The organism is Streptomyces sp. CB02923 (genome assembly GCF_001905005.1).
Lineage (GTDB): Bacteria > Actinomycetota > Actinomycetes > Streptomycetales > Streptomycetaceae > Streptomyces.
The window spans coordinates 1258763-1276614 of sequence record NZ_LWKZ01000012.1; the positions used below are offsets into that span (position 1 = coordinate 1258763).

The following is a 17852-nucleotide window of genomic DNA, read 5'->3' on the forward strand; positions in this document are numbered from 1 at the left end:
GGCAGTGATGGTCGTTACACAGCCGTAGCCGGGTGGGTTGTCGTCGCGCCCACCTGGCGCGGTAGCGTCGTCCCTGCCATGGACCTCGCATTCATTCCCAGCCCCTCCACGGGTGTCGTTCACCTCGGCCCGATCCCGCTGCGCGGCTACGCCTTCTGCATCATCATCGGCGTCTTCATCGGCGTCTGGCTCGGCAACAAGCGCTGGATCCAGCGCGGTGGCCGCTCCGGAACCGTCGCGGACATCGCCGTGTGGGCGGTGCCCTTCGGGCTCGTCGGCGGCCGCCTCTATCACGTCATCACGACGTACGAGCCGTACTTCGGCGAGGGCGGCCACCCCCTCAACGCCTTCAAGGTCTGGGAGGGCGGCCTCGGGATCTGGGGCGCCGTCGCGCTCGGCGCGGTGGGCGCCTGGATCGGCTGCCGCCGCCGCGGCATCCCGCTGCCCGCGTACATGGACGCGCTGGCGCCCGGCCTCGCCCTGGGCCAGGCGATCGGCCGCTGGGGCAACTGGTTCAACCAGGAACTCTACGGCCGTGCCACCGACCTCCCGTGGGCGCTGAAGATCAGCGACGATCCGTCCATCGGCCGGGTCGGCGGCACCTACCACCCGACGTTCCTGTACGAGTCGCTGTGGTGCATCGGCGTCGCGCTGCTCGTCATCTGGGCGGACAAGCGCTTCAAGCTGGGCCACGGACGGGCGTTCGCACTGTATGTGGCGTCCTACTGCGCCGGCCGTGCCTGGATCGAGTACATGCGGGTCGACGAGGCCCACCACATCCTGGGTCTGCGGCTGAACGTGTGGACCGCGCTCATCGGCCTCGTCGTGTCCGTCGTCTACATCGTGGTCTCCGCGAAGAAGATCCCGGGCCGCGAGGAGGTCGTCGAGCCGGGAGCACTGGACGCGGCCGCGGACGACGCCGGGACGAAGAAGGACGGTGCGAAGGCGGACGGTGCGAAGGCGGGGACCGCCGGGGCCACGGCGGGTACCAAGACCGCCGAGCGCGCCGAAGGCGATGAGCGCGCCCAAGGCGACGAGCGCGGCAAGGATGCCAAGGACGCCAAGGCGGCTCCCGAGGCTGCGGGCAGCGGTGCGGAGAGCGTGGCCAAGGGTGCCGCGAAGCTGACGAAGGACGCCGGTTCCGGGAGCCGGAGCGGCAAGGAGTCCTGACCCGCGGCGTCGTACCGCCCGACTTTCACGGAGGCCGTCCGGACCCAGCGGGGTCGGGACGGCCTCCGCCGTGTCCGGCGGGCTCACCGGGTCTGAGCGCGCTGGCCCATGCCGGTTCGCCGGGTCTGTGTGTGCTGGCCCATGCCGGTTCGCCGGGGCTGCGTGCGCTGGCCTACGCCGGTTCGCCGGGTGTGCTTGCGCCGGTCCCCGCGGGCTCATCGGCCCTCCCCGCATCGGGTTCCGCGGGCCGCCAGCGCGAGGACGCGGCGGGCGGCGGCGACCACGGCCGGATCGACGAAGCGGCCGTCGGGCAGGGCACAGGCGCCTCCGCGGCCGGTTGCCGCCTGCACCGTCTCCACGGCGTTCTCGACCTCCTCGGCGGTGGGCAGGTAGGCCCGTTCGATCACCGGCAGCTGGCGCGGGTGCAGCGCGGCCCGGCCGAGGAAGCCCAGGGCCCGGCCCCGTGCGCACGACAACGCCAACGCCTCGGTGTCCCGCAGGTCGGGGAAGACCGACTGCGGCGGGGGCGGCAGCCCGGCCGCGCGGGCGGCGATCACCGTACGGCCGCGGGCCCAGCCGAGTCCGTCCTCGTCCCGTACGCTCAGCTCGGCCCGCAAATCGGCCTCGCCCAGGGAGAGGCCGCACAGCGCCGGGTGCGCGGTGGCGACGGCGAAGGCGTTCTCCACACCGAGGGCGGATTCGAGCAGTGCGTGCAGGGGTGGCACCTCTACGGCGTTTCTGGGGGCCGGTCCGGCCCTGGCCGCCCAGGCCGCGGCGCGGCGGACGTCAGCCGCCCCGCTCACCTTGGGCAGCCGGAGCCCGGCCAGCGCGGGGAGAGCCGCGAGGGCCCGGATCTCCGTCGCGGCGCGCGGGCCGGTGAGCGCGTTCACCCGGACGTGGATCGCGGGGGCGGGGACGGGGCCAGGGTCCACGGGCCGTCGTGCGGCGAGCAGTTCGGCGGTGGCCCGCAGGGCGTACGGTTTACGGTCGTCGGCCACCGCGTCCTCCAGGTCGATCACGACCGCGTCGGCCCCGGACACCAGCGCCTTCGCGACCACCGCCGGACGGTCACCCGGTACGTAGAGCCAGGTCAGCGGCGGGATGGGGGCCGGGGCGGCGGGCAGGGCGCCGGTGGCGGTCATACGACACCGTCCGCACGCAGCGCGGCGATCCGCGCCGCGGACAGGCCGAGCAGACCGGACAGCACCGCGTCCGTGTCCGCGCCGTGCGGCCGGCCCGCCCACCGGATGGCGCCGGGCGTCGCGGAGAGGCGGAAGAGGACGTTCTGCATCCGGACCGTACCCAGTTCGTCGTCCGGGACCTCGGTGATCGACCCCAGCGCGCGGTACTGCTCGTCGTCCATGACCCCGCGGATGTCGCAGACGGGTGCGACCGCCGCCTCGGCCTGTTCGAACGCGGCCATCACTTCGTCCCGGCCGTGCCGCGCTATCCAGCCGCCCACCGCCGCGTCCAGCTCGTCGGCGTGCCGGGCCCGCCCCGCGCCGGTCGCGAACCACGGCTCGGAGACGAACTCCGGGTGGCCGACCAGGCGCAGCACCCGTTCCGCGACGGACTGGGTGGCGGCGGAGACGGCGAGCCAGTCGCCGTCGGCGGTGCGGTAGGTGTTGCGGGGCGCGCTGCTGGAGGAGCGGTTGCCCGTACGGGGCTGGACGTGGCCGAGCTGGTCGTACCAGACCGGCTGCGGGCCGAGGACCGTCAGCATCGGCTCGATGATCGCCAGATCCACGACCTGGCCCCGGCCGCTGCTCTCCCGGCCGCGCAGCGCCGCCATGACGGCGTACGCGGTGGTCAGCGCGGCGATGGAGTCGGCGAGCCCGAAGGGCGGCAGCGTCGGAGGGCCGTCCGGCTCCCCGGTGAGCGCGGCGAACCCGCTCATCGCCTCGGCGAGGGTGCCGAAGCCGGGGCGGTGCGCGTACGGCCCGAACTGGCCGAATCCGGTGACCCGGGCCAGCACCAGCCCCGGCTGGACGGCGGTCAGCTCGGCGGGGCCCAGGCCCCACTTCTCCAGGGTGCCGGGGCGGAAGTTCTCGATCACGACGTCCGCGGTGGCGGCCAGTTGCAGCAGGACGTCCCGGCCGCCCGGGGCGGCGAGGTCGAGGGTGACGGTCTTCTTGTTGCGGCCGAGCAGCTTCCACCACAGGCCGACGCCGTCCTTGGCGGGGCCGTGGCCGCGGGACGGGTCGGGCCGCCGCGGGTGCTCGACCTTGATGACCTCGGCCCCGAAGTCCCCGAGCAGTGTGGCGGCCAGTGGCCCGGCGAAGAGGGTGGCCAGGTCGAGCACCCGCAGCCCGGCGAGGGGCCCGGGGGCGGTGGCGGGAGGGTGGTGCGCGGGCGGTGGTTGTTGTTGCCGCACGGTGTGCCTCGCATTCTTCGAGTCCTTCGAGCTCTTCGTGTCCTTCGTGTCCTTCGGGTTCTTCGGGGGGTGGGCCGGGCCGGGGGAGGGGAGCGCTCAAGGACCGGTGTCCGGTGGTCGCCGGGCGGCGCTGCGGGTGACGACCAGCTCAGCGGTCCGGGCCGCGAGCGCGTCGAAGCCGATGCCGTTCAGATCGCTGATGGTGGTGGCGAGGCGGTTGCGGAGCGGCGCCGTCCAGCGGGCGGGCAGTGCGTCCGGTGACCCTGCCAGGAGACCGGTGATCGAACCGGCCGTCGCGCCGTTGGAGTCGGTGTCCCAGCCCCCGGACACCACACGGCATATGGAGCCGGGAAAGGAGCCGTCCGCGTGGGTGAGGGCGGCGGCGAGCAGCGCCGCGTTGGGCACGACGTGCACCCAGTGGTGGTGGCCGAACGCGTGGTGGAGCCGGTCGACGACATCCGCGAAACCGGCGTCGGAACCGCTGGGTTCGGCGCGCGCCGCCTCGATGCCGAACCGTACGGCCCTGGCCAGCCGCGACCGCTGCGGTACGACGGCGAGCCCGGCCCGCAGACAGCCGTGCACGTCCGTGCCACCGCCCGCCGCCGCGGCGATGGCGGCCGCCGCGAACATCTCGCCGTACACACCGTTGGCGGTGTGCGTGAGCGTCGCGTCCCGCCAGGCGGCCTCCGCGGCACCGGCCGGGTCGCCGGGGCGGGTCCAGCCGAAGACGTCCGCCCGGATGAGCGCGCCGATCCACTCCCGGAAGGGGTTGCGGAAGGAGGCCGTGTGCGGGGGCTCGATGCCGTCCAGGAGATTGCGGTACGCCACGCGCTCCGCCGTGAACGTCCGCCCCGCGGGCAGTTCGTCGAGCCACAGCCGGGCCACGTCGGTGGTGCGGAAGCCGTGGCCGTGGCGCTGGAGGAGCAGCAGGCCGAGCACCGGGTGGTCGAGGTCGTCGTCCTCGGGCATACCGTCGATGTTCTCGGCCAGCGAGGTGGCACGGCTGTGGGCGTTCCAGGGATGGCGGGCCGCGACGGCCGGGTCCAGGCCGACTTCGGTGAACCAGCCGCGCAGCGGCCAGTTCCCGGTGCCCCGGGCGAGCGCGCGGATCCCGGAGAGCGGCAGCTTCTCGACCGGCTTGCCGAGGAGACACCCGGCCGCCCGCCCCAGCCAGGCGGCTTCCAGACGGGGACGGAGGGCATCGGACGCGGGCAGGGGGCCGGACGCGCGCTGGGGCCCGGGAACCGGTGCGACGTCGGGCGGCCGGCCGGGGCAGGCCGCTTTGATCGCGGGGAGGTCGGTGGGTTCGTCGTCGGCCAAGGGGGAGGGCTGCTCGGCGAGTTCGTCGAGCAGCCGGCCGGCCAGGGCGCGCAGGTGCGGCTCGGCCGGGCGCGGGGAGGCGCCGGACCGGGCAGGGGCGGGGTGGCCGCCCGCCGCGCGCCAGCGGTCTTCGACGGACGAGGCGTCACGCCCGTCCTCGGCGGCCTGCCGCAGCTCGTGCCCGATCAGGTCCTCGGGCTGTACCCAGGTCAGGCGCAGGGCTCCGGGCCGCTGGTCCGGGGACTCGCCCGGCTGCCGGCGGGCCATCACGCACCCGCGATGGCCGTGAAGGCGCGCTCGTGGTCGAGCCGGCGCCGCCGGTCCCGCGCGAAGACCTCGCGGGCGACCTCGGCGAGCGCCACGGCGGGGGTACGCAGATCGAGCCGGCTCGCGCGGGAGACCTTTTCGCCCCACTCCGCCGGGATCGTGCGCTCACCGCGCAGGGCCCCCGCGACCGCGCCGCTCATGGTGGCGATGGAGTCGCAGTCACGGCCGTAGTTGACCGCGCCCAGGACCGTACGGCGGAAGTCGCCCGCGCCGACGAGCAACATGCCCAGGGCGATGGGGAGTTCCTCGATGGAGTGCAGCCGGGACGGGCGGCGGGCGCCGAGGGAGGGCTCGCGGTAGGCAGGACCCACGGTGTCGAAGGGCTCGACGGCCGTACGCAGGGGCTCCAGCGCGGACTCGAAGTCGGTGTACCGCCCGGCCACCGTGCAGACGGCTTCCACGGCGGCGCGCGTACCGTCCTTGGCCAGGCACAGCACGTCCTCGACGACGGACGCGGGTGTCGCCCGCGGCTTGAAGGCGGCGGCCACCGCGGCCGCGAGGACACCGGCGGCTTCCCGCCCGTACGAGGACTGATGGGCGCCGGCGATGTCCACCGCCTCCGCGTAAGCCCCTTCGGGATGACCGGCGTTGACGATGCCGACCGGCGCCATGTACATCGCCGCGCCGCAGTTGACGATGTTGCCGACACCCGCTTCGCGCGGGTCGACGTGTCCGTAGTGCAGCCGGGCCACGAGCCACTTCTCGGCGAGGAAGAGGCGGTGCAGCGGAAGTGCCTCCGCCTCCAGCTCGGGAATCCAGCGGGGCGCGCCGATCAGGTCGGGCACCAGGTGCTCGGCGACGGCGTACGCGTCCAGATGGTCGCGGACCTTCTCGTAGACCCGCACCAGCGCATGGGTCATCAGGGTGTCGTCGGTGACGTGCCCGTCGCCCTTGTGGTACGGCGCGAGAGGGCGTGCGGTGCGCCAGTCCGCGTGGAAGGGGCCGACGATGCCGGTGACGCGGCCGCCGTGCCGCGCCGTGATCTGTTCCGGTGTGCAGCCCTCGACGGGCCCGCCGAGAGCGTCACCGACCGCGGCCCCGACCAGGCAGCCGACCGCCCGGTCCTCCAGGGAGGGGGAGGACGGGGGCGACGGCGGCGATGGGGTTGCTGCGGAGCCCGCCGACTCCCGTACGTGTGCCTGCGTTTGTGTCCGCGACTGCGCGTGCGCCTGTGCCTGTGCCTGTGCGTGCGTCTGTCGTCGTTCCGGCTGTGGTGTGGGAGGTACGGGATACGTCATGACCGTTCAGTCCTTCCGGGACGGGGTTCCGACGTACGGGGGCGGGGATGGGCGGGCCCGGGTGGGGTCGGGTCCGTACGGGCGAGCTGGGCCGCCAGTTCGACGAGGTCGGTGCCCGCCAGCCGGGGCAGCGCACAGCCCGAGAGGGTCCGACAGGCATCGCGCCAGCTGCCGGGGACACCGGGCGCCCCGCTGATCGCGCCGGTCAGCGCGCCCGTGAGCGCGGGGGCCGAGTCGGCGACGCGGGACAGACAGGCGGCGGCCGGTACGGCCTCGGCCGGCCGTCCGCCGCCGGCGATACCGAGGGCGAGCGCCACGGGGACGGTCTCCGCCGCGGCGATGCCGTAGCTGTAGACGTGATCGACGATCTGGTGCTCCAAGGTCGGCACGAGGGCGAACGCGTCACCGGAGCGGTCGGAGCGGTTGGGGCGATCGGGGTGATCGGGGCGGTCCGCGGCCACGGCGCGGGCGAGGCGGACGGCGTGCAGGGCGTTGCGGCGGATTTCCGTGCCCTCCGGCAGCTGGGCCAGTGCCACGTCGGCGCAGGCGTCCGCGGTGGCACCGCCGAGCGCCGCCGCGACGGCGGCGGCCATGGCGCGGGCACCGTGCACGCCGTCACCGTCCTGGGTGTACCGGGCGTCGAACTCCGCCAGTTCCGCGGCGGCGAGCGGATCGCCGGGGTGGACGACGGCCAGCACGCAGGCCCGTACGCAGGCGGCGTCGTCGAAGAAGTGGGGGTTGTCGTGGCCGGTGGCGGGCGGGCGGAGGCCTGCGGCCAGGTTGCCGAGCCCGGCCCGTACCGAGATGCGGGCCCGCAGGGGCAGCACCGCCGACTCCACCTCGGGCGCCCGTTCGGCGGCCGCGGCGATCTCGTCGGCCAGCGCGCTCCACGCGAGGTCGATGGCGGTACGGATCCGGTGGTCCCGGACGAGGCCACCGGGTGGGGTGCCCCCGGCGGCCAGCACGGCCTCCGCGGTGAAGGCCGCCCATTCGGCATCGTCCGACGGGCCCAGCCGCAGTGGTTCCGGCGGCTGGTTGAGGGCGATGGGGACGGGCAGGGTCGTCGTCGCGTTCTGCTCGGCGAAGGTGTCCAGCTCGCGGGTCAGCCGCCGGGTCCACTCGGGCATCCGCGCCGCCCGGTGCCGCGCCGCGGGCCATCCGGCCGCGTCCCCCGCCGCCAGTCCGAGCAGCAGCCCTTCGACCCGGCGCCGCGGCGGGGGACGGGGGCCCGGCGGAGCGTCCGCGTCGGACCGGGCCGGTGGTGGGACGGTAGGCCCAACAGGCCCAACAGGCCCAACAGGCTCAACAGGTCCGGCGAGGCCAAGGGGGTCAGTGGGTCCAATAGGGGCAGTGGTTCCAGTGGGTTCAAAGTGGCCAGAAGGTCCAATGGTGTCAGTGGGCTCGGTGGGCCCGCTGGGTGCGTCGCCGATGGGCGCTGCCGAGTCCCGGTGCTCTCCGGCCGGGCGTGGTTCGAGGGTCATGACGCCGTCGCCTCGTCCGGCAGGGGAGTGAGCAACTCCGCGATGTCCAGGACGTGGTAACCGGCCATGGAGGGGAGACAGCTGCCGCGGACCGGGCCGATGGCCCGGGCCCAGTGCTCCGGGACGGCTCTGCTGCCGCCCAGTGCGCCCGCCAGGGCGCCCGCGACGGCGGCCGTCGTGTCGGCGTCCCGGCCCATGTTGACCGCCGTCAGCACCGAGGCGGTGAAGTCGCCGCGGGCCGCCGCGAACGCGCCGAAGGCCAGTCCCACCGCCTCGGGTGCCAGGTCGGTCCACGGATAGCCGCCGATGACGACGGCGGAGCGCACCGCGCGCTCGGTACCGAGCTGGGTGCTGTCCGGGGTGAGCCGGGAGCGCCGGGCGGCGGCGACCGCGCGGCGCAGCGAGCGGGCGGTCCAGGAGTCCTCGGGCACCACGGACAGCGCCGCGGCGATGACGGCGTCCGTGGAGCCGGCCACCATCGCCGCGGCGACTCCGGCCGCCACGGCCCGGCCGCCGTAGATGCCCTCGCCCTCGTGGCTGACCGTGCCGTCCACGGCGACGAGCCGGGCGGCCTCGGCGGGGCGGCCGGCGGCGAAGACACCGAACGGCGCGGCGCGCATGGCCAGGCCGTCGCTCCAGGCGTGGCGGTGCTGGGCGGAGATGGGGGCGGCCAGCCCGCGGCGCAGATTCTCCAAGGTGCCGCGCTCGCTGAAACCGGCGCCGCGGAACGGGCCTTCGTCCAGGTCGGCGATCCACCGGTGCCAGGCCGCCTCGACGTGTGCCACGGTCAGCGACGAGCCGTGCTCGGCCAGCATCAGCCCGGAGAAGACGGCGTACTCGGTGTCGTCCGTGCCGACCGGGTCGTCCGTCACGAAACCCTCGATACGGCCCCAGCGCTGACGGATCTGTGAGGGCTTCATGTTCTCCGCCGGGGCGCCGAGCGCGTCACCGACGGCCAGGCCGAGCATGGCGCCGCGGGCGTGCTCCCGCAGGCCGGCGGGGCACTCGGGTCGGGGCGACGGGACAGGGCGCAGCAGCGGGCGCCGGGCCGACGGGGGAGGGGGAAGCGGTAGGTGCAGTGCGCTCATGTGCGTGCCGATCTGTTGAGCGGTAGGTGGGTGGGCGTCGGCGCAGGTGGCGGCGTGGTGTGGGCGGGGTCGGCGTGGGCGCGGCGGCGGACGGCGCGGGTGCGGGAGATCCGGCCGGGGCGGCACACCCCGGCCGGAGGTCATATGGAGGCGGCCGGTGCGGAGGAGGCGCGGACGATCAGGCGGGGCATGACCGTTTCGCGGCGGGCCGGTGCGCGGGGCGCGTCGGCGGGCTCGCGCAGCCGGTCCAGCATCATGCGGGCCGCGATCCGGCCGCGCTCGGCCGAACCGAGGTCCACGCTGGTCAGCGGCGGCCACCCGGCGCGGGCGAGGAGCGTGTCGTCCATCCCGACCACCGCGACATCGCCGGGGACGGCCAGCCCGCGGGTGTGCAGTGTCTGCGAACTGCCCAGGGCCAGCTGGTCGTTGGCGCAGAAGACGGCGTCGATGTCGGACCGGGCGTCGAGCAGGCCGTGCAGGGCCGCGGCGCCCGCCTCGACGGTGAAGTCCGTGGTCACCGTGAGCGTGGGGTCGAGCTCGATGCCGCAGGACTCCAGCGCGGTGCGGTAGCCGAGGGCGCGGTGGCGGCCGGGCACCGTGTCCGCGGGGCCGTTGACGAACGCGATGCGGCGTCTGCCCGTCTCGACGAGGTGGCGTACGGCTGCTTCGGCGCCGGTCACGGAGTCGGCGCGGACGCTGTCGACGAGCGGGCCGTGCGGTGCGCCGTCGGGCAGCGAGCCGATGACGACGACCGGGCGGACGGCCCGGCCGAGGGCCTCCAGATGCCGGGGGGTGATGCGGATCGGGCACAGGATCAGCCCGTCGCTCGTCCGGTCGGCGAGGCTGCGCAGGACGGCGAGCTCGTCCTCCACGACGGCGTCGGTGGAGTGCAGCAGCAGACGGTAGCCCGCCGGTTTCATGACGGCCTGTATCTCGCGGACCATCGATACGTACGCCGGGTTGCCGATGTCCGGCATGGCGAACGTGAGCTGCATCGAGCGGCCGTCCTTGAGGGAGCGGGCCACTGCGTTGGCGACGTAGCCCAGTTCGGCGGCGGCCCGCTCGACGCGGGTGATCGTGCCGGGGCGGGCACCGCGGCCGTTCAGCACCCGTGACACGGAGGCGATGGAGACACCGGCGCGCGCCGCGATGGTCTCCACGGTGGGCGGCCCGCCGGGCCGCGAGCCCGCCCCGCCACCGCGCCCGGCCTCCGCCCCATCCGTCCCGTACACCCGACCCTTCCCGCGCTCCCCGCTCTCCCTGTGCTCCCCGCTCTCCCCGTACTCCCCAGCCTTCCCGTGCTCCCGCTCTCCCGGTCCCGCATTCCGTCCCATCGCCACCGCCCCCTCGCACACCGGCTACTGAAAACGTTTACAGAATCCCGCGTCGCTACCCCGACCGCACTGAGGTTTTCCGCAGTTCTGCATACGGTTTTCCGCACCCCGCCGCCCCGCCCGCTGTGATCCACCCCTCACCCTCGCCCACAGCTCCCACAAACCCGCAGGTCAGCGCAGTAAGTTCGGCCTTCCTTGCTAGCGCGGCGGGGTAAGCGGCGCATAGCTTCGAGGTGTTGGAGGGGGAAGCGCCGGCATCGGCCCACACCTCGCGAGAAGGGAACGGGTCCTCATATGTCCGTCATGGAAGTCATGGACGCTTCGGCGCCCACGCACATAGCCCACCGCGACAACCACACGCACCGCGACGTGAACGGCGGCTGGCTGCGCCCCGCCGTCTTCGGCGCGATGGACGGGCTGGTGTCGAACCTCGCTCTGATGACCGGCGTCGCGGGCGGCGCGGCCTCGCAGCAGACCATCATCATCACCGGCCTGGCGGGCCTGGCCGCCGGTGCCTTCTCGATGGCGGCCGGGGAGTACACCTCGGTGGCCTCCCAGCGGGAGCTGGTCCTGGCCGAGCTCGACGTGGAGCGGCGCGAGCTGCGCAAGCACCCGAAGGACGAGCTGGAGGAGCTGGCCGCGCTGTACGAGTCGCGCGGTGTGGAGCCGGAGCTGGCCCGTGAGGTGGCCAGGCAGCTGTCGAAGGACCCGGAGCAGGCGCTGGAGATCCACGCCCGCGAGGAGCTGGGCATCGACCCGTCCGACCTGCCGTCGCCGACGGTCGCCGCCGTCTCGTCCTTCGGTTCCTTCGCGCTCGGCGCCCTGCTGCCCGTGTTGCCGTACCTGCTGGGCGCCTCCCAGCTGTGGCCCGCGGTGCTGCTGGCGCTGGTGGGGCTCTTCGGGTGCGGGGCCGTCGTGGCGCGGGTGACGGCGCGGTCCTGGTGGTTCAGCGGGCTGCGGCAGCTGGCCCTCGGCGGCGCGGCGGCAGGTGTGACGTACGTCCTGGGCACATTGTTCGGTACGGCCGTAGGGTGACGCCTCGTGCAGCACTATGCGGACCCTCGCATAATTAAAGCGTTACCAGGCGGTTTCGTTTGTTTGGGGGCCGGGCATAAGGCCCAAGCGTTGCGGGCAATGTCGCCTGCTCGAAAACGACGCTCACGACGCCGGTGGAGGCCGATCCGTCCGCCCGCGTCCCCGGTCCACCGCCACGAGTGGTGTCCGCATTCTGGAAGGCTCTATCCGCTTTTCGAGAAGCGAGCCATCCTGTAACCTGCACGAAATTTCGCGGAGGGCCAACGTCGTCCCTCGGCAGTTCATATGCCACGACGACGTTGGGAGAGCCGATGCGTTCCGCGTCCACGCACTCCGCGACCACCGGCAGCGCCAGCGCCGCCCCCTGGTCGCCCATGGACGGGCGCCCCGCCCCGCAGGGAATGTACGACCCCCGCAACGAGCACGACGCCTGCGGCGTCGGCTTCGTGGCGACCCTCACCGGCGAGCCCAGCCACGCACTGGTCGAACAGGCCCTCACCGTCCTGCGCAACCTCGAGCACCGCGGCGCGACCGGCTCCGAGCCCGACTCGGGCGACGGTGCCGGCATCCTCCTCCAGGTCCCGGACGCCTTCCTGCGCGAGAGCGTCACCTTCGCCCTGCCCGACGCCGGCGCGTACGCCGTGGGCATCGCCTTCCTGCCGTCCGTGGCCGAGGACGCCGCGGCCGCCGTCTCACGGATCGAGACGATCGCGTCCGAGGAGGGGCTGGAGGTCCTCGGATGGCGGGTCGTCCCGGTCGCCCCGCAGCTGCTCGGCAACGGTGCCCGCGCCACCATGCCCGCCTTCTCCCAGCTGTTCGTCGCCGACAAGCACGGCAAGGACACCGGCCTCGCCCTGGACCGCAAGGCCTTCGTGCTGCGCAAGCGCTCCGAGCGCGAGGCGGGCGTCTACTTCCCGTCGCTGTCGGCGCGCACGATCGTCTACAAGGGAATGCTGACGACCGGGCAGCTGGAGCCGTTCTTCCCGGACCTGTCCGACCGCCGGTTCGCCACCGCCATCGCGCTGGTGCACTCCCGCTTCTCCACGAACACCTTCCCGAGCTGGCCGCTGGCCCACCCGTACCGCTTCGTCGCGCACAACGGTGAGATCAACACCGTCCAGGGCAACCGCAACTGGATGCGGGCCCGCGAGTCGCAGCTCGCCAGCAAGCTGTTCGCGGATGCCACCGGCGACGGCGGGAACCTGGAGCGGCTGTTCCCGGTCTGCACGCCGGACGCCTCCGACTCCGCCTCCTTCGACGAGGTCCTGGAGCTGCTGCACCTCGGCGGCCGTTCGCTGCCGCACTCGGTGCTGATGATGGTCCCGGAGGCGTGGGAGAACAGCGCCTCCATGGACCCGGCGCGGCGGGCGTTCTACGCGTACCACTCCACGATGATGGAGCCCTGGGACGGCCCGGCCTGCGTCACCTTCACCGACGGCACCCAGGTCGGCGCGGTCCTGGACCGCAACGGCCTGCGCCCCGGCCGCTACTGGGTCACCGACGACGGCCTGGTGGTCCTGTCCTCCGAGGTCGGCGTGCTGGACATCGACCCGTCCAAGGTCGTGCGCAAGGGCCGCCTGCAGCCCGGCCGCATGTTCCTCGTGGACACCGCCGAGCGCCGCATCATCGAGGACGACGAGATCAAGGCGCAGCTCGCCGCCGAGAACCCGTACCAGGAGTGGCTGGACGCGGGCCTGCTCCAGCTGGCCGACCTGCCCGAGCGCGAGCACATCGTGCACACCCACGCCTCGGTCACCCGCCGTCAGCAGACCTTCGGCTACACGGAGGAGGAGCTGCGCGTCATCCTGGCGCCGATGGCCAAGGCCGGCGCCGAGCCCATCGGCTCGATGGGTACGGACTCGCCGATCGCCGCCCTCTCCGAGCGCCCGCGGCTGCTGTTCGACTACTTCACCCAGCTGTTCGCGCAGGTCACCAACCCGCCGCTGGACGCCATCCGCGAGGAGCTGGTCACCTCGCTGATCTCCTCGCTCGGCCCCCAGGGCAACCTGCTGGAGCCGACCGCGGCGTCCTGTCGCAGCGTCATGCTGCCCTTCCCGGTGATCGACAACGATGAGCTGGCCAAGCTCATCCACATCAACGCCGACGGGGACATGCCGGGCATGAAGGCCGTCACCCTGTCCGGCCTGTACCGGGTCTCCGGCGGTGGCGAGGCACTGGCCGCCCGGATCGCCCGGATCTGCGCCGAGGCCGACGCCGCCATCGAGGACGGCGCCCGCCTGATCGTGCTCTCCGACCGGCATTCGGACGCCGAGCACGCGCCGATCCCGTCCCTGCTGCTCACCGCCGCGGTGCACCACCACCTCATCGGCACCAAGCAGCGCACCCAGGTCGGCCTGCTCGTCGAGGCCGGTGACGTACGCGAGGTGCACCACGTCGCGCTGCTCATCGGGTACGGCGCGGCCGCGGTCAACCCGTACCTGGCGATGGAGTCCGTCGAGGACCTGGTCCGCGCCGGGACGTTCCTGCCGAAGGACGCCGACGCCGAACCCGCGATCAAGAACCTGATCAAGGCCCTCGGCAAGGGCGTCCTGAAGGTGATGTCCAAGATGGGCATCTCCACCGTCGCCTCCTACCGGGGCGCGCAGGTCTTCGAGGCCGTCGGCCTGGACCAGTCCTTCGTGGACGCGTACTTCCACGGCACCACCACGAAGATCGGCGGCGCCGGCCTCGACGTGATCGCCAAGGAGGTCGCCGCCCGGCACGCCAAGGCGTACCCGGCCACCGGCATCGCCCCGGCGCACCGCGCGCTGGACATCGGCGGCGAGTACCAGTGGCGCCGCGAGGGCGAGCCGCACCTGTTCGACCCGGACACGGTCTTCCGCCTCCAGCACTCCACCCGCTCGCGCCGCTACGACATCTTCAAGCAGTACACGGACCGGGTGAACGAGCAGTCCGAGCGCCTGATGACGCTGCGCGGCCTGTTCTCCTTCAAGTCCGACCGCCCCGCGGTGCCGCTGGAGGAGGTCGAGCCCGCCTCGGAGATCGTCAAGCGCTTCTCCACCGGCGCGATGTCGTACGGCTCCATCTCCCAGGAGGCGCACGAGACCCTCGCCATCGCCATGAACCAGCTGGGCGGCAAGTCCAACACCGGTGAGGGCGGCGAGGACCCGGAGCGCCTGTACGACCCGGCGCGCCGCTCCTCGATCAAGCAGGTCGCCTCCGGCCGCTTCGGCGTGACCAGCGAATACCTGGTCAACTCCGACGACATCCAGATCAAGATGGCGCAGGGCGCCAAGCCCGGCGAGGGCGGCCAGCTGCCCGGCCACAAGGTCTACCCGTGGGTGGCGAAGACCCGGCACTCGACGCCCGGCGTGGGCCTGATCTCGCCGCCGCCGCACCACGACATCTACTCCATCGAGGACCTCGCCCAGCTCATCCACGACCTGAAGAACGCCAACCCGCAGGCCCGCATCCACGTGAAGCTGGTCTCCGAGGTCGGCGTCGGCACGGTCGCCGCGGGCGTCTCCAAGGCGCACGCGGACGTGGTCCTCATCTCCGGCCACGACGGCGGTACGGGCGCCTCCCCGCTGACCTCCCTGAAGCACGCGGGCGGCCCCTGGGAGCTGGGCCTGGCCGAGACGCAGCAGACACTGCTGCTCAACGGCCTGCGCGACCGGATCGTGGTGCAGACCGACGGCCAGCTCAAGACCGGCCGCGACGTGGTCATCGCCGCCCTGCTGGGCGCCGAGGAGTACGGCTTCGCGACCGCGCCGCTGGTGGTCTCCGGCTGCGTCATGATGCGCGTGTGCCACCTGGACACCTGCCCGGTCGGCATCGCCACCCAGAACCCGACGCTGCGCGAGCGCTTCAACGGCAAGGCCGAGTACGTAGTCAACTTCTTCCGGTTCATCGCGGAGGAGGTCCGCGAGATCCTCGCCGAGCTGGGCTTCCGCTCGCTGGAGGAGGCGGTCGGCCACGCCGGTCTGCTCGACACCTCCAAGGCCGTCAGCCACTGGAAGGCGCAGGGCCTGGACCTGGCACCGCTGCTGCACGTGCCGGAGCTGCCCGAGGGCGCCGTACGCCACCAGGTCACCATCCAGGACCACGGCCTGGCCAAGGCGCTCGACAACGAGCTGATCAAGCTGTCCGCCGACGCGCTGTCCGCGGACACCGCCGAGGCCGCGCATCCCGTACGGGCACAGGTGGCGATCCGGAACATCAACCGGACCGTCGGCACCATGCTCGGCCACGAGGTGACCAAGAAGTTCGGCGGCGCCGGCCTGCCCGACGACACCATCGACATCACCTTCACCGGCTCGGCCGGGCAGTCCTTCGGCGCGTTCCTGCCGCCCGGCGTCACGCTGCGCCTGGAGGGCGACGCCAACGACTACGTCGGCAAGGGCCTGTCGGGCGGCCGGATCGTGGTCCGCCCGGACCGCGGCGCCGACCACCTGGCCGAGTACTCGACCATCGCGGGCAACACCCTCGCCTACGGCGCCACCGGCGGCGAACTGTTCCTGCGCGGCCGCGTCGGCGAGCGGTTCTGCGTCCGCAACTCCGGCGCCACGGTGGTGTCCGAGGGCGTCGGCGACCACGGCTGCGAGTACATGACCGGCGGGCACGCCGTCGTCCTGGGCGAGACCGGGCGCAACTTCGCGGCCGGTATGTCCGGCGGCATCGCGTACGTCGTCGACCTGGACCCGGCCAACGTCAACCGTGAGCTGACCGCTGCCGTGACCACCGAGCTGGACGCCACGGACCGGGAGTGGCTGCACGGCGTCGTGCGCCGCCACCAGGAGGAGACCGGCTCCACCGTCGCGGCGAAGCTGCTCGCCGACTGGGACGCCGCGCTGGCCCGCTTCAGCAAGGTCATTCCGGCCACCTACCAGGCAGTGCTCGCCGCCAAGGACGCCGCCGAGCGAGCCGGGCTCTCCGAGTCCGAGACCCACGAGAAGATGATGGAGGCGGCGATCAATGGCTGACCCCAAGGGCTTCCTGACCACCGGCCGCGAGGTCGCCGAGACCCGCCCCGTCGAGGAGCGCGTCCGCGACTGGAACGAGGTCTACGTCCCCGGTTCGCTGCTGCCGATCATCAGCAAGCAGGCCGGGCGCTGCATGGACTGCGGCATCCCCTTCTGCCACAACGGCTGTCCCCTCGGAAACCTCATCCCCGAGTGGAACGACTACGCCTACCGCGAGGACTGGACGGCCGCCAGCGAGCGGCTGCACGCGACCAACAACTTCCCGGAGTTCACCGGTCGCCTGTGCCCGGCCCCCTGCGAGACGGCGTGTGTGCTGGGCATCAACCAGCCGCCGGTGACCATCAAGAACGTCGAGGTCACCATCATCGACAAGGCGTGGGACAGCGGCGACGTCACCCCGCAGCCGCCGGAGCGCCTCAGCGGCAAGACCGTCGCCGTCATCGGTTCGGGCCCGGCCGGTCTGGCCGCCGCCCAGCAGCTGACCCGGGCGGGCCACACCGTCGCCGTCTACGAGCGCGCGGACCGGATCGGCGGGCTGCTCCGCTACGGCATCCCCGAGTTCAAGATGGAAAAGCGTCACATCAACCGCCGTATCGAGCAGATGCGGGCGGAAGGCACCAAGTTCCGTACGGAGGTGGAGATCGGCCGGGACATCGACGCCGCCAAGCTGCGCAAGCGCTACGACGCCGTCGTGATCGCCGCCGGTGCCACCACCTCCCGCGACCTGAAGGTCCCCGGGCGCGAGCTGAACGGCGTCCACTACGCGATGGAGTACCTGCCGCTCGCCAACAAGGTGCAGGAGGGCGACCTGACGGTGGCCCCGATCACCGCCGAGGGCAAGCACGTCGTGGTCATCGGCGGCGGCGACACCGGCGCGGACTGCGTCGGAACGGCGCACCGCCAGGGCGCGGCCTCGGTCACCCAGCTGGAGATCATGGGCAAGCCCGGCGACGAGCGGAACCCGAACCAGCCGTGGCCGACCTTCCCGATGCTCTACAAGGTCACCTCCGCGCACGAGGAGGGCGGCGAGCGGCTGTACTCCGTCTCCACCACCCACTTCGAGGGCGACGAGGACGGCAACGTCCAGTGGCTGCACCTGGTCGAGGTGGAGTTCAAGGACGGCCGGCCGGAGCCGAAGCCGGGTACCGAGCGCAAGATCCCCGCGCAGCTGGTCACCCTGGCCATGGGCTTCACCGGCACCGACCAGGACAACGGCCTCGTCTCACAGTTCGGACTGGAGCTGGACGCGCGCGGCAACGTCGCCCGGGACGCCGACTTCGCCACCAACGTCCCCGGCGTGTACGTTGCCGGTGATGCGGGTCGCGGCCAGTCGCTGATCGTCTGGGCCATCGCCGAGGGCCGTTCCGCCGCCCGCGGTGTGGACCGCTACCTCGCGGGCGCCAGCGCGCTGCCCGCCCCCATCAAGCCGACGGACCGCTCACTGACCGTGTAGCGGCCCCGGCTCACAGATGTCCCGCACAACGAGGTGCGGAACACCCGCGGCGCCTGTCCACCTCCCCGACCGGAGGGCAGGCGCCGCGA

At 73.1% G+C, this 17852-nt stretch carries 11 protein-coding genes; 4 read left to right on the forward strand and 7 right to left on the reverse strand.

Annotated elements, in window-relative coordinates:
• Positions 1-78 precede the first annotated feature (78 nt).
• Entirely contained in the window at positions 79-1170 is a 1092-nt protein-coding gene (gene lgt / locus A6A06_RS17210) for a prolipoprotein diacylglyceryl transferase (RefSeq protein ID WP_073762032.1), read from the forward strand.
• A 215-nt stretch (positions 1171-1385) separates the two neighbouring features.
• Here lgt and A6A06_RS17215 read toward each other — a convergent pair whose 3' ends face one another.
• The 7 genes from A6A06_RS17215 to A6A06_RS17245 form a co-directional block, all read right to left on the reverse strand.
• Positions 1386-2312, reverse strand: a complete 927-nt coding sequence (locus tag A6A06_RS17215; RefSeq protein ID WP_073762033.1) for an HpcH/HpaI aldolase/citrate lyase family protein — start codon at positions 2310-2312, stop codon at positions 1386-1388.
• A complete protein-coding gene (locus tag A6A06_RS17220) occupies positions 2309-3544 on the reverse strand; it encodes a CaiB/BaiF CoA transferase family protein (RefSeq protein WP_073762034.1) in 1236 nt (411 codons plus the stop codon). Before A6A06_RS17220 ends, A6A06_RS17215 begins: the two co-directional genes overlap by 4 nt.
• A gap of 96 nt (positions 3545-3640) precedes the next feature.
• Entirely contained in the window at positions 3641-5131 is a 1491-nt protein-coding gene (locus A6A06_RS17225) for an ADP-ribosylglycohydrolase family protein (RefSeq protein ID WP_073762035.1), read from the reverse strand.
• Positions 5131-6429 (reverse strand): ADP-ribosylglycohydrolase family protein, encoded by a 1299-nt coding sequence (locus A6A06_RS17230; protein WP_079194047.1) that lies wholly within the window; start codon positions 6427-6429, stop codon positions 5131-5133. Before A6A06_RS17230 ends, A6A06_RS17225 begins: the two co-directional genes overlap by 1 nt.
• Positions 6426-7910 carry an ADP-ribosylglycohydrolase family protein gene (locus A6A06_RS17235; RefSeq protein WP_443333746.1) on the reverse strand — a complete coding sequence of 495 codons (1485 nt, stop codon included), beginning with the start codon at positions 7908-7910 and terminating at the stop codon, positions 6426-6428. Before A6A06_RS17235 ends, A6A06_RS17230 begins: the two co-directional genes overlap by 4 nt.
• Positions 7907-8998, reverse strand: coding sequence for an ADP-ribosylglycohydrolase family protein (locus A6A06_RS17240; protein ID WP_443333747.1), 1092 nt, complete (start codon positions 8996-8998; stop codon positions 7907-7909). The genes A6A06_RS17235 and A6A06_RS17240 overlap by 4 nt, the downstream gene beginning before the upstream one ends.
• Positions 8999-9138: 140 nt before the next feature.
• Entirely contained in the window at positions 9139-10230 is a 1092-nt protein-coding gene (locus A6A06_RS17245) for a LacI family DNA-binding transcriptional regulator (protein WP_242440769.1), read from the reverse strand.
• A 405-nt stretch (positions 10231-10635) separates the two neighbouring features.
• Between A6A06_RS17245 and A6A06_RS17250 the strand changes: the two genes are divergently transcribed.
• The 3 genes from A6A06_RS17250 (at position 10636) to A6A06_RS17260 (ending at position 17763) form a co-directional block, all read left to right on the forward strand.
• Positions 10636-11367: a VIT1/CCC1 transporter family protein gene (locus A6A06_RS17250; RefSeq protein WP_073762232.1), complete on the forward strand. Its 732-nt coding sequence runs from the start codon at positions 10636-10638 to the stop codon at positions 11365-11367.
• A gap of 311 nt (positions 11368-11678) precedes the next feature.
• Positions 11679-16310 carry a glutamate synthase large subunit gene (gene gltB, locus A6A06_RS17255; RefSeq protein WP_073762036.1) on the forward strand — a complete coding sequence of 1544 codons (4632 nt, stop codon included), beginning with the start codon at positions 11679-11681 and terminating at the stop codon, positions 16308-16310.
• Positions 16303-17763 carry a glutamate synthase subunit beta gene (locus tag A6A06_RS17260; protein WP_073762037.1) on the forward strand — a complete coding sequence of 487 codons (1461 nt, stop codon included), beginning with the start codon at positions 16303-16305 and terminating at the stop codon, positions 17761-17763. The genes gltB and A6A06_RS17260 overlap by 8 nt, the downstream gene beginning before the upstream one ends.
• Positions 17764-17852 lie beyond the last annotated feature (89 nt).

Bases quoted from the DNA above. Each gene is read 5' to 3' on its own strand.
- A6A06_RS17250 (WP_073762232.1), top strand. From the start codon at position 10,636: ATGGAAGTCATGGACGCTTCGGCGCCCACGCACATAGCCCACCGCGAC.
- A6A06_RS17240 (WP_443333747.1), bottom strand. From the start codon at position 8,998: ATGAGCGCACTGCACCTACCGCTTCCCCCTCCCCCGTCGGCCCGGCGC.
- A6A06_RS17230 (WP_079194047.1), bottom strand. From the start codon at position 6,429: ATGACGTATCCCGTACCTCCCACACCACAGCCGGAACGACGACAGACG.
- A6A06_RS17215 (WP_073762033.1), bottom strand. From the start codon at position 2,312: ATGACCGCCACCGGCGCCCTGCCCGCCGCCCCGGCCCCCATCCCGCCG.
- A6A06_RS17225 (WP_073762035.1), bottom strand. From the start codon at position 5,131: ATGGCCCGCCGGCAGCCGGGCGAGTCCCCGGACCAGCGGCCCGGAGCC.
- A6A06_RS17260 (WP_073762037.1), top strand. From the start codon at position 16,303: ATGGCTGACCCCAAGGGCTTCCTGACCACCGGCCGCGAGGTCGCCGAG.
- gltB (WP_073762036.1), top strand. From the start codon at position 11,679: ATGCGTTCCGCGTCCACGCACTCCGCGACCACCGGCAGCGCCAGCGCC.
- lgt (WP_073762032.1), top strand. From the start codon at position 79: ATGGACCTCGCATTCATTCCCAGCCCCTCCACGGGTGTCGTTCACCTC.
- A6A06_RS17235 (WP_443333746.1), bottom strand. From the start codon at position 7,910: ATGACCCTCGAACCACGCCCGGCCGGAGAGCACCGGGACTCGGCAGCG.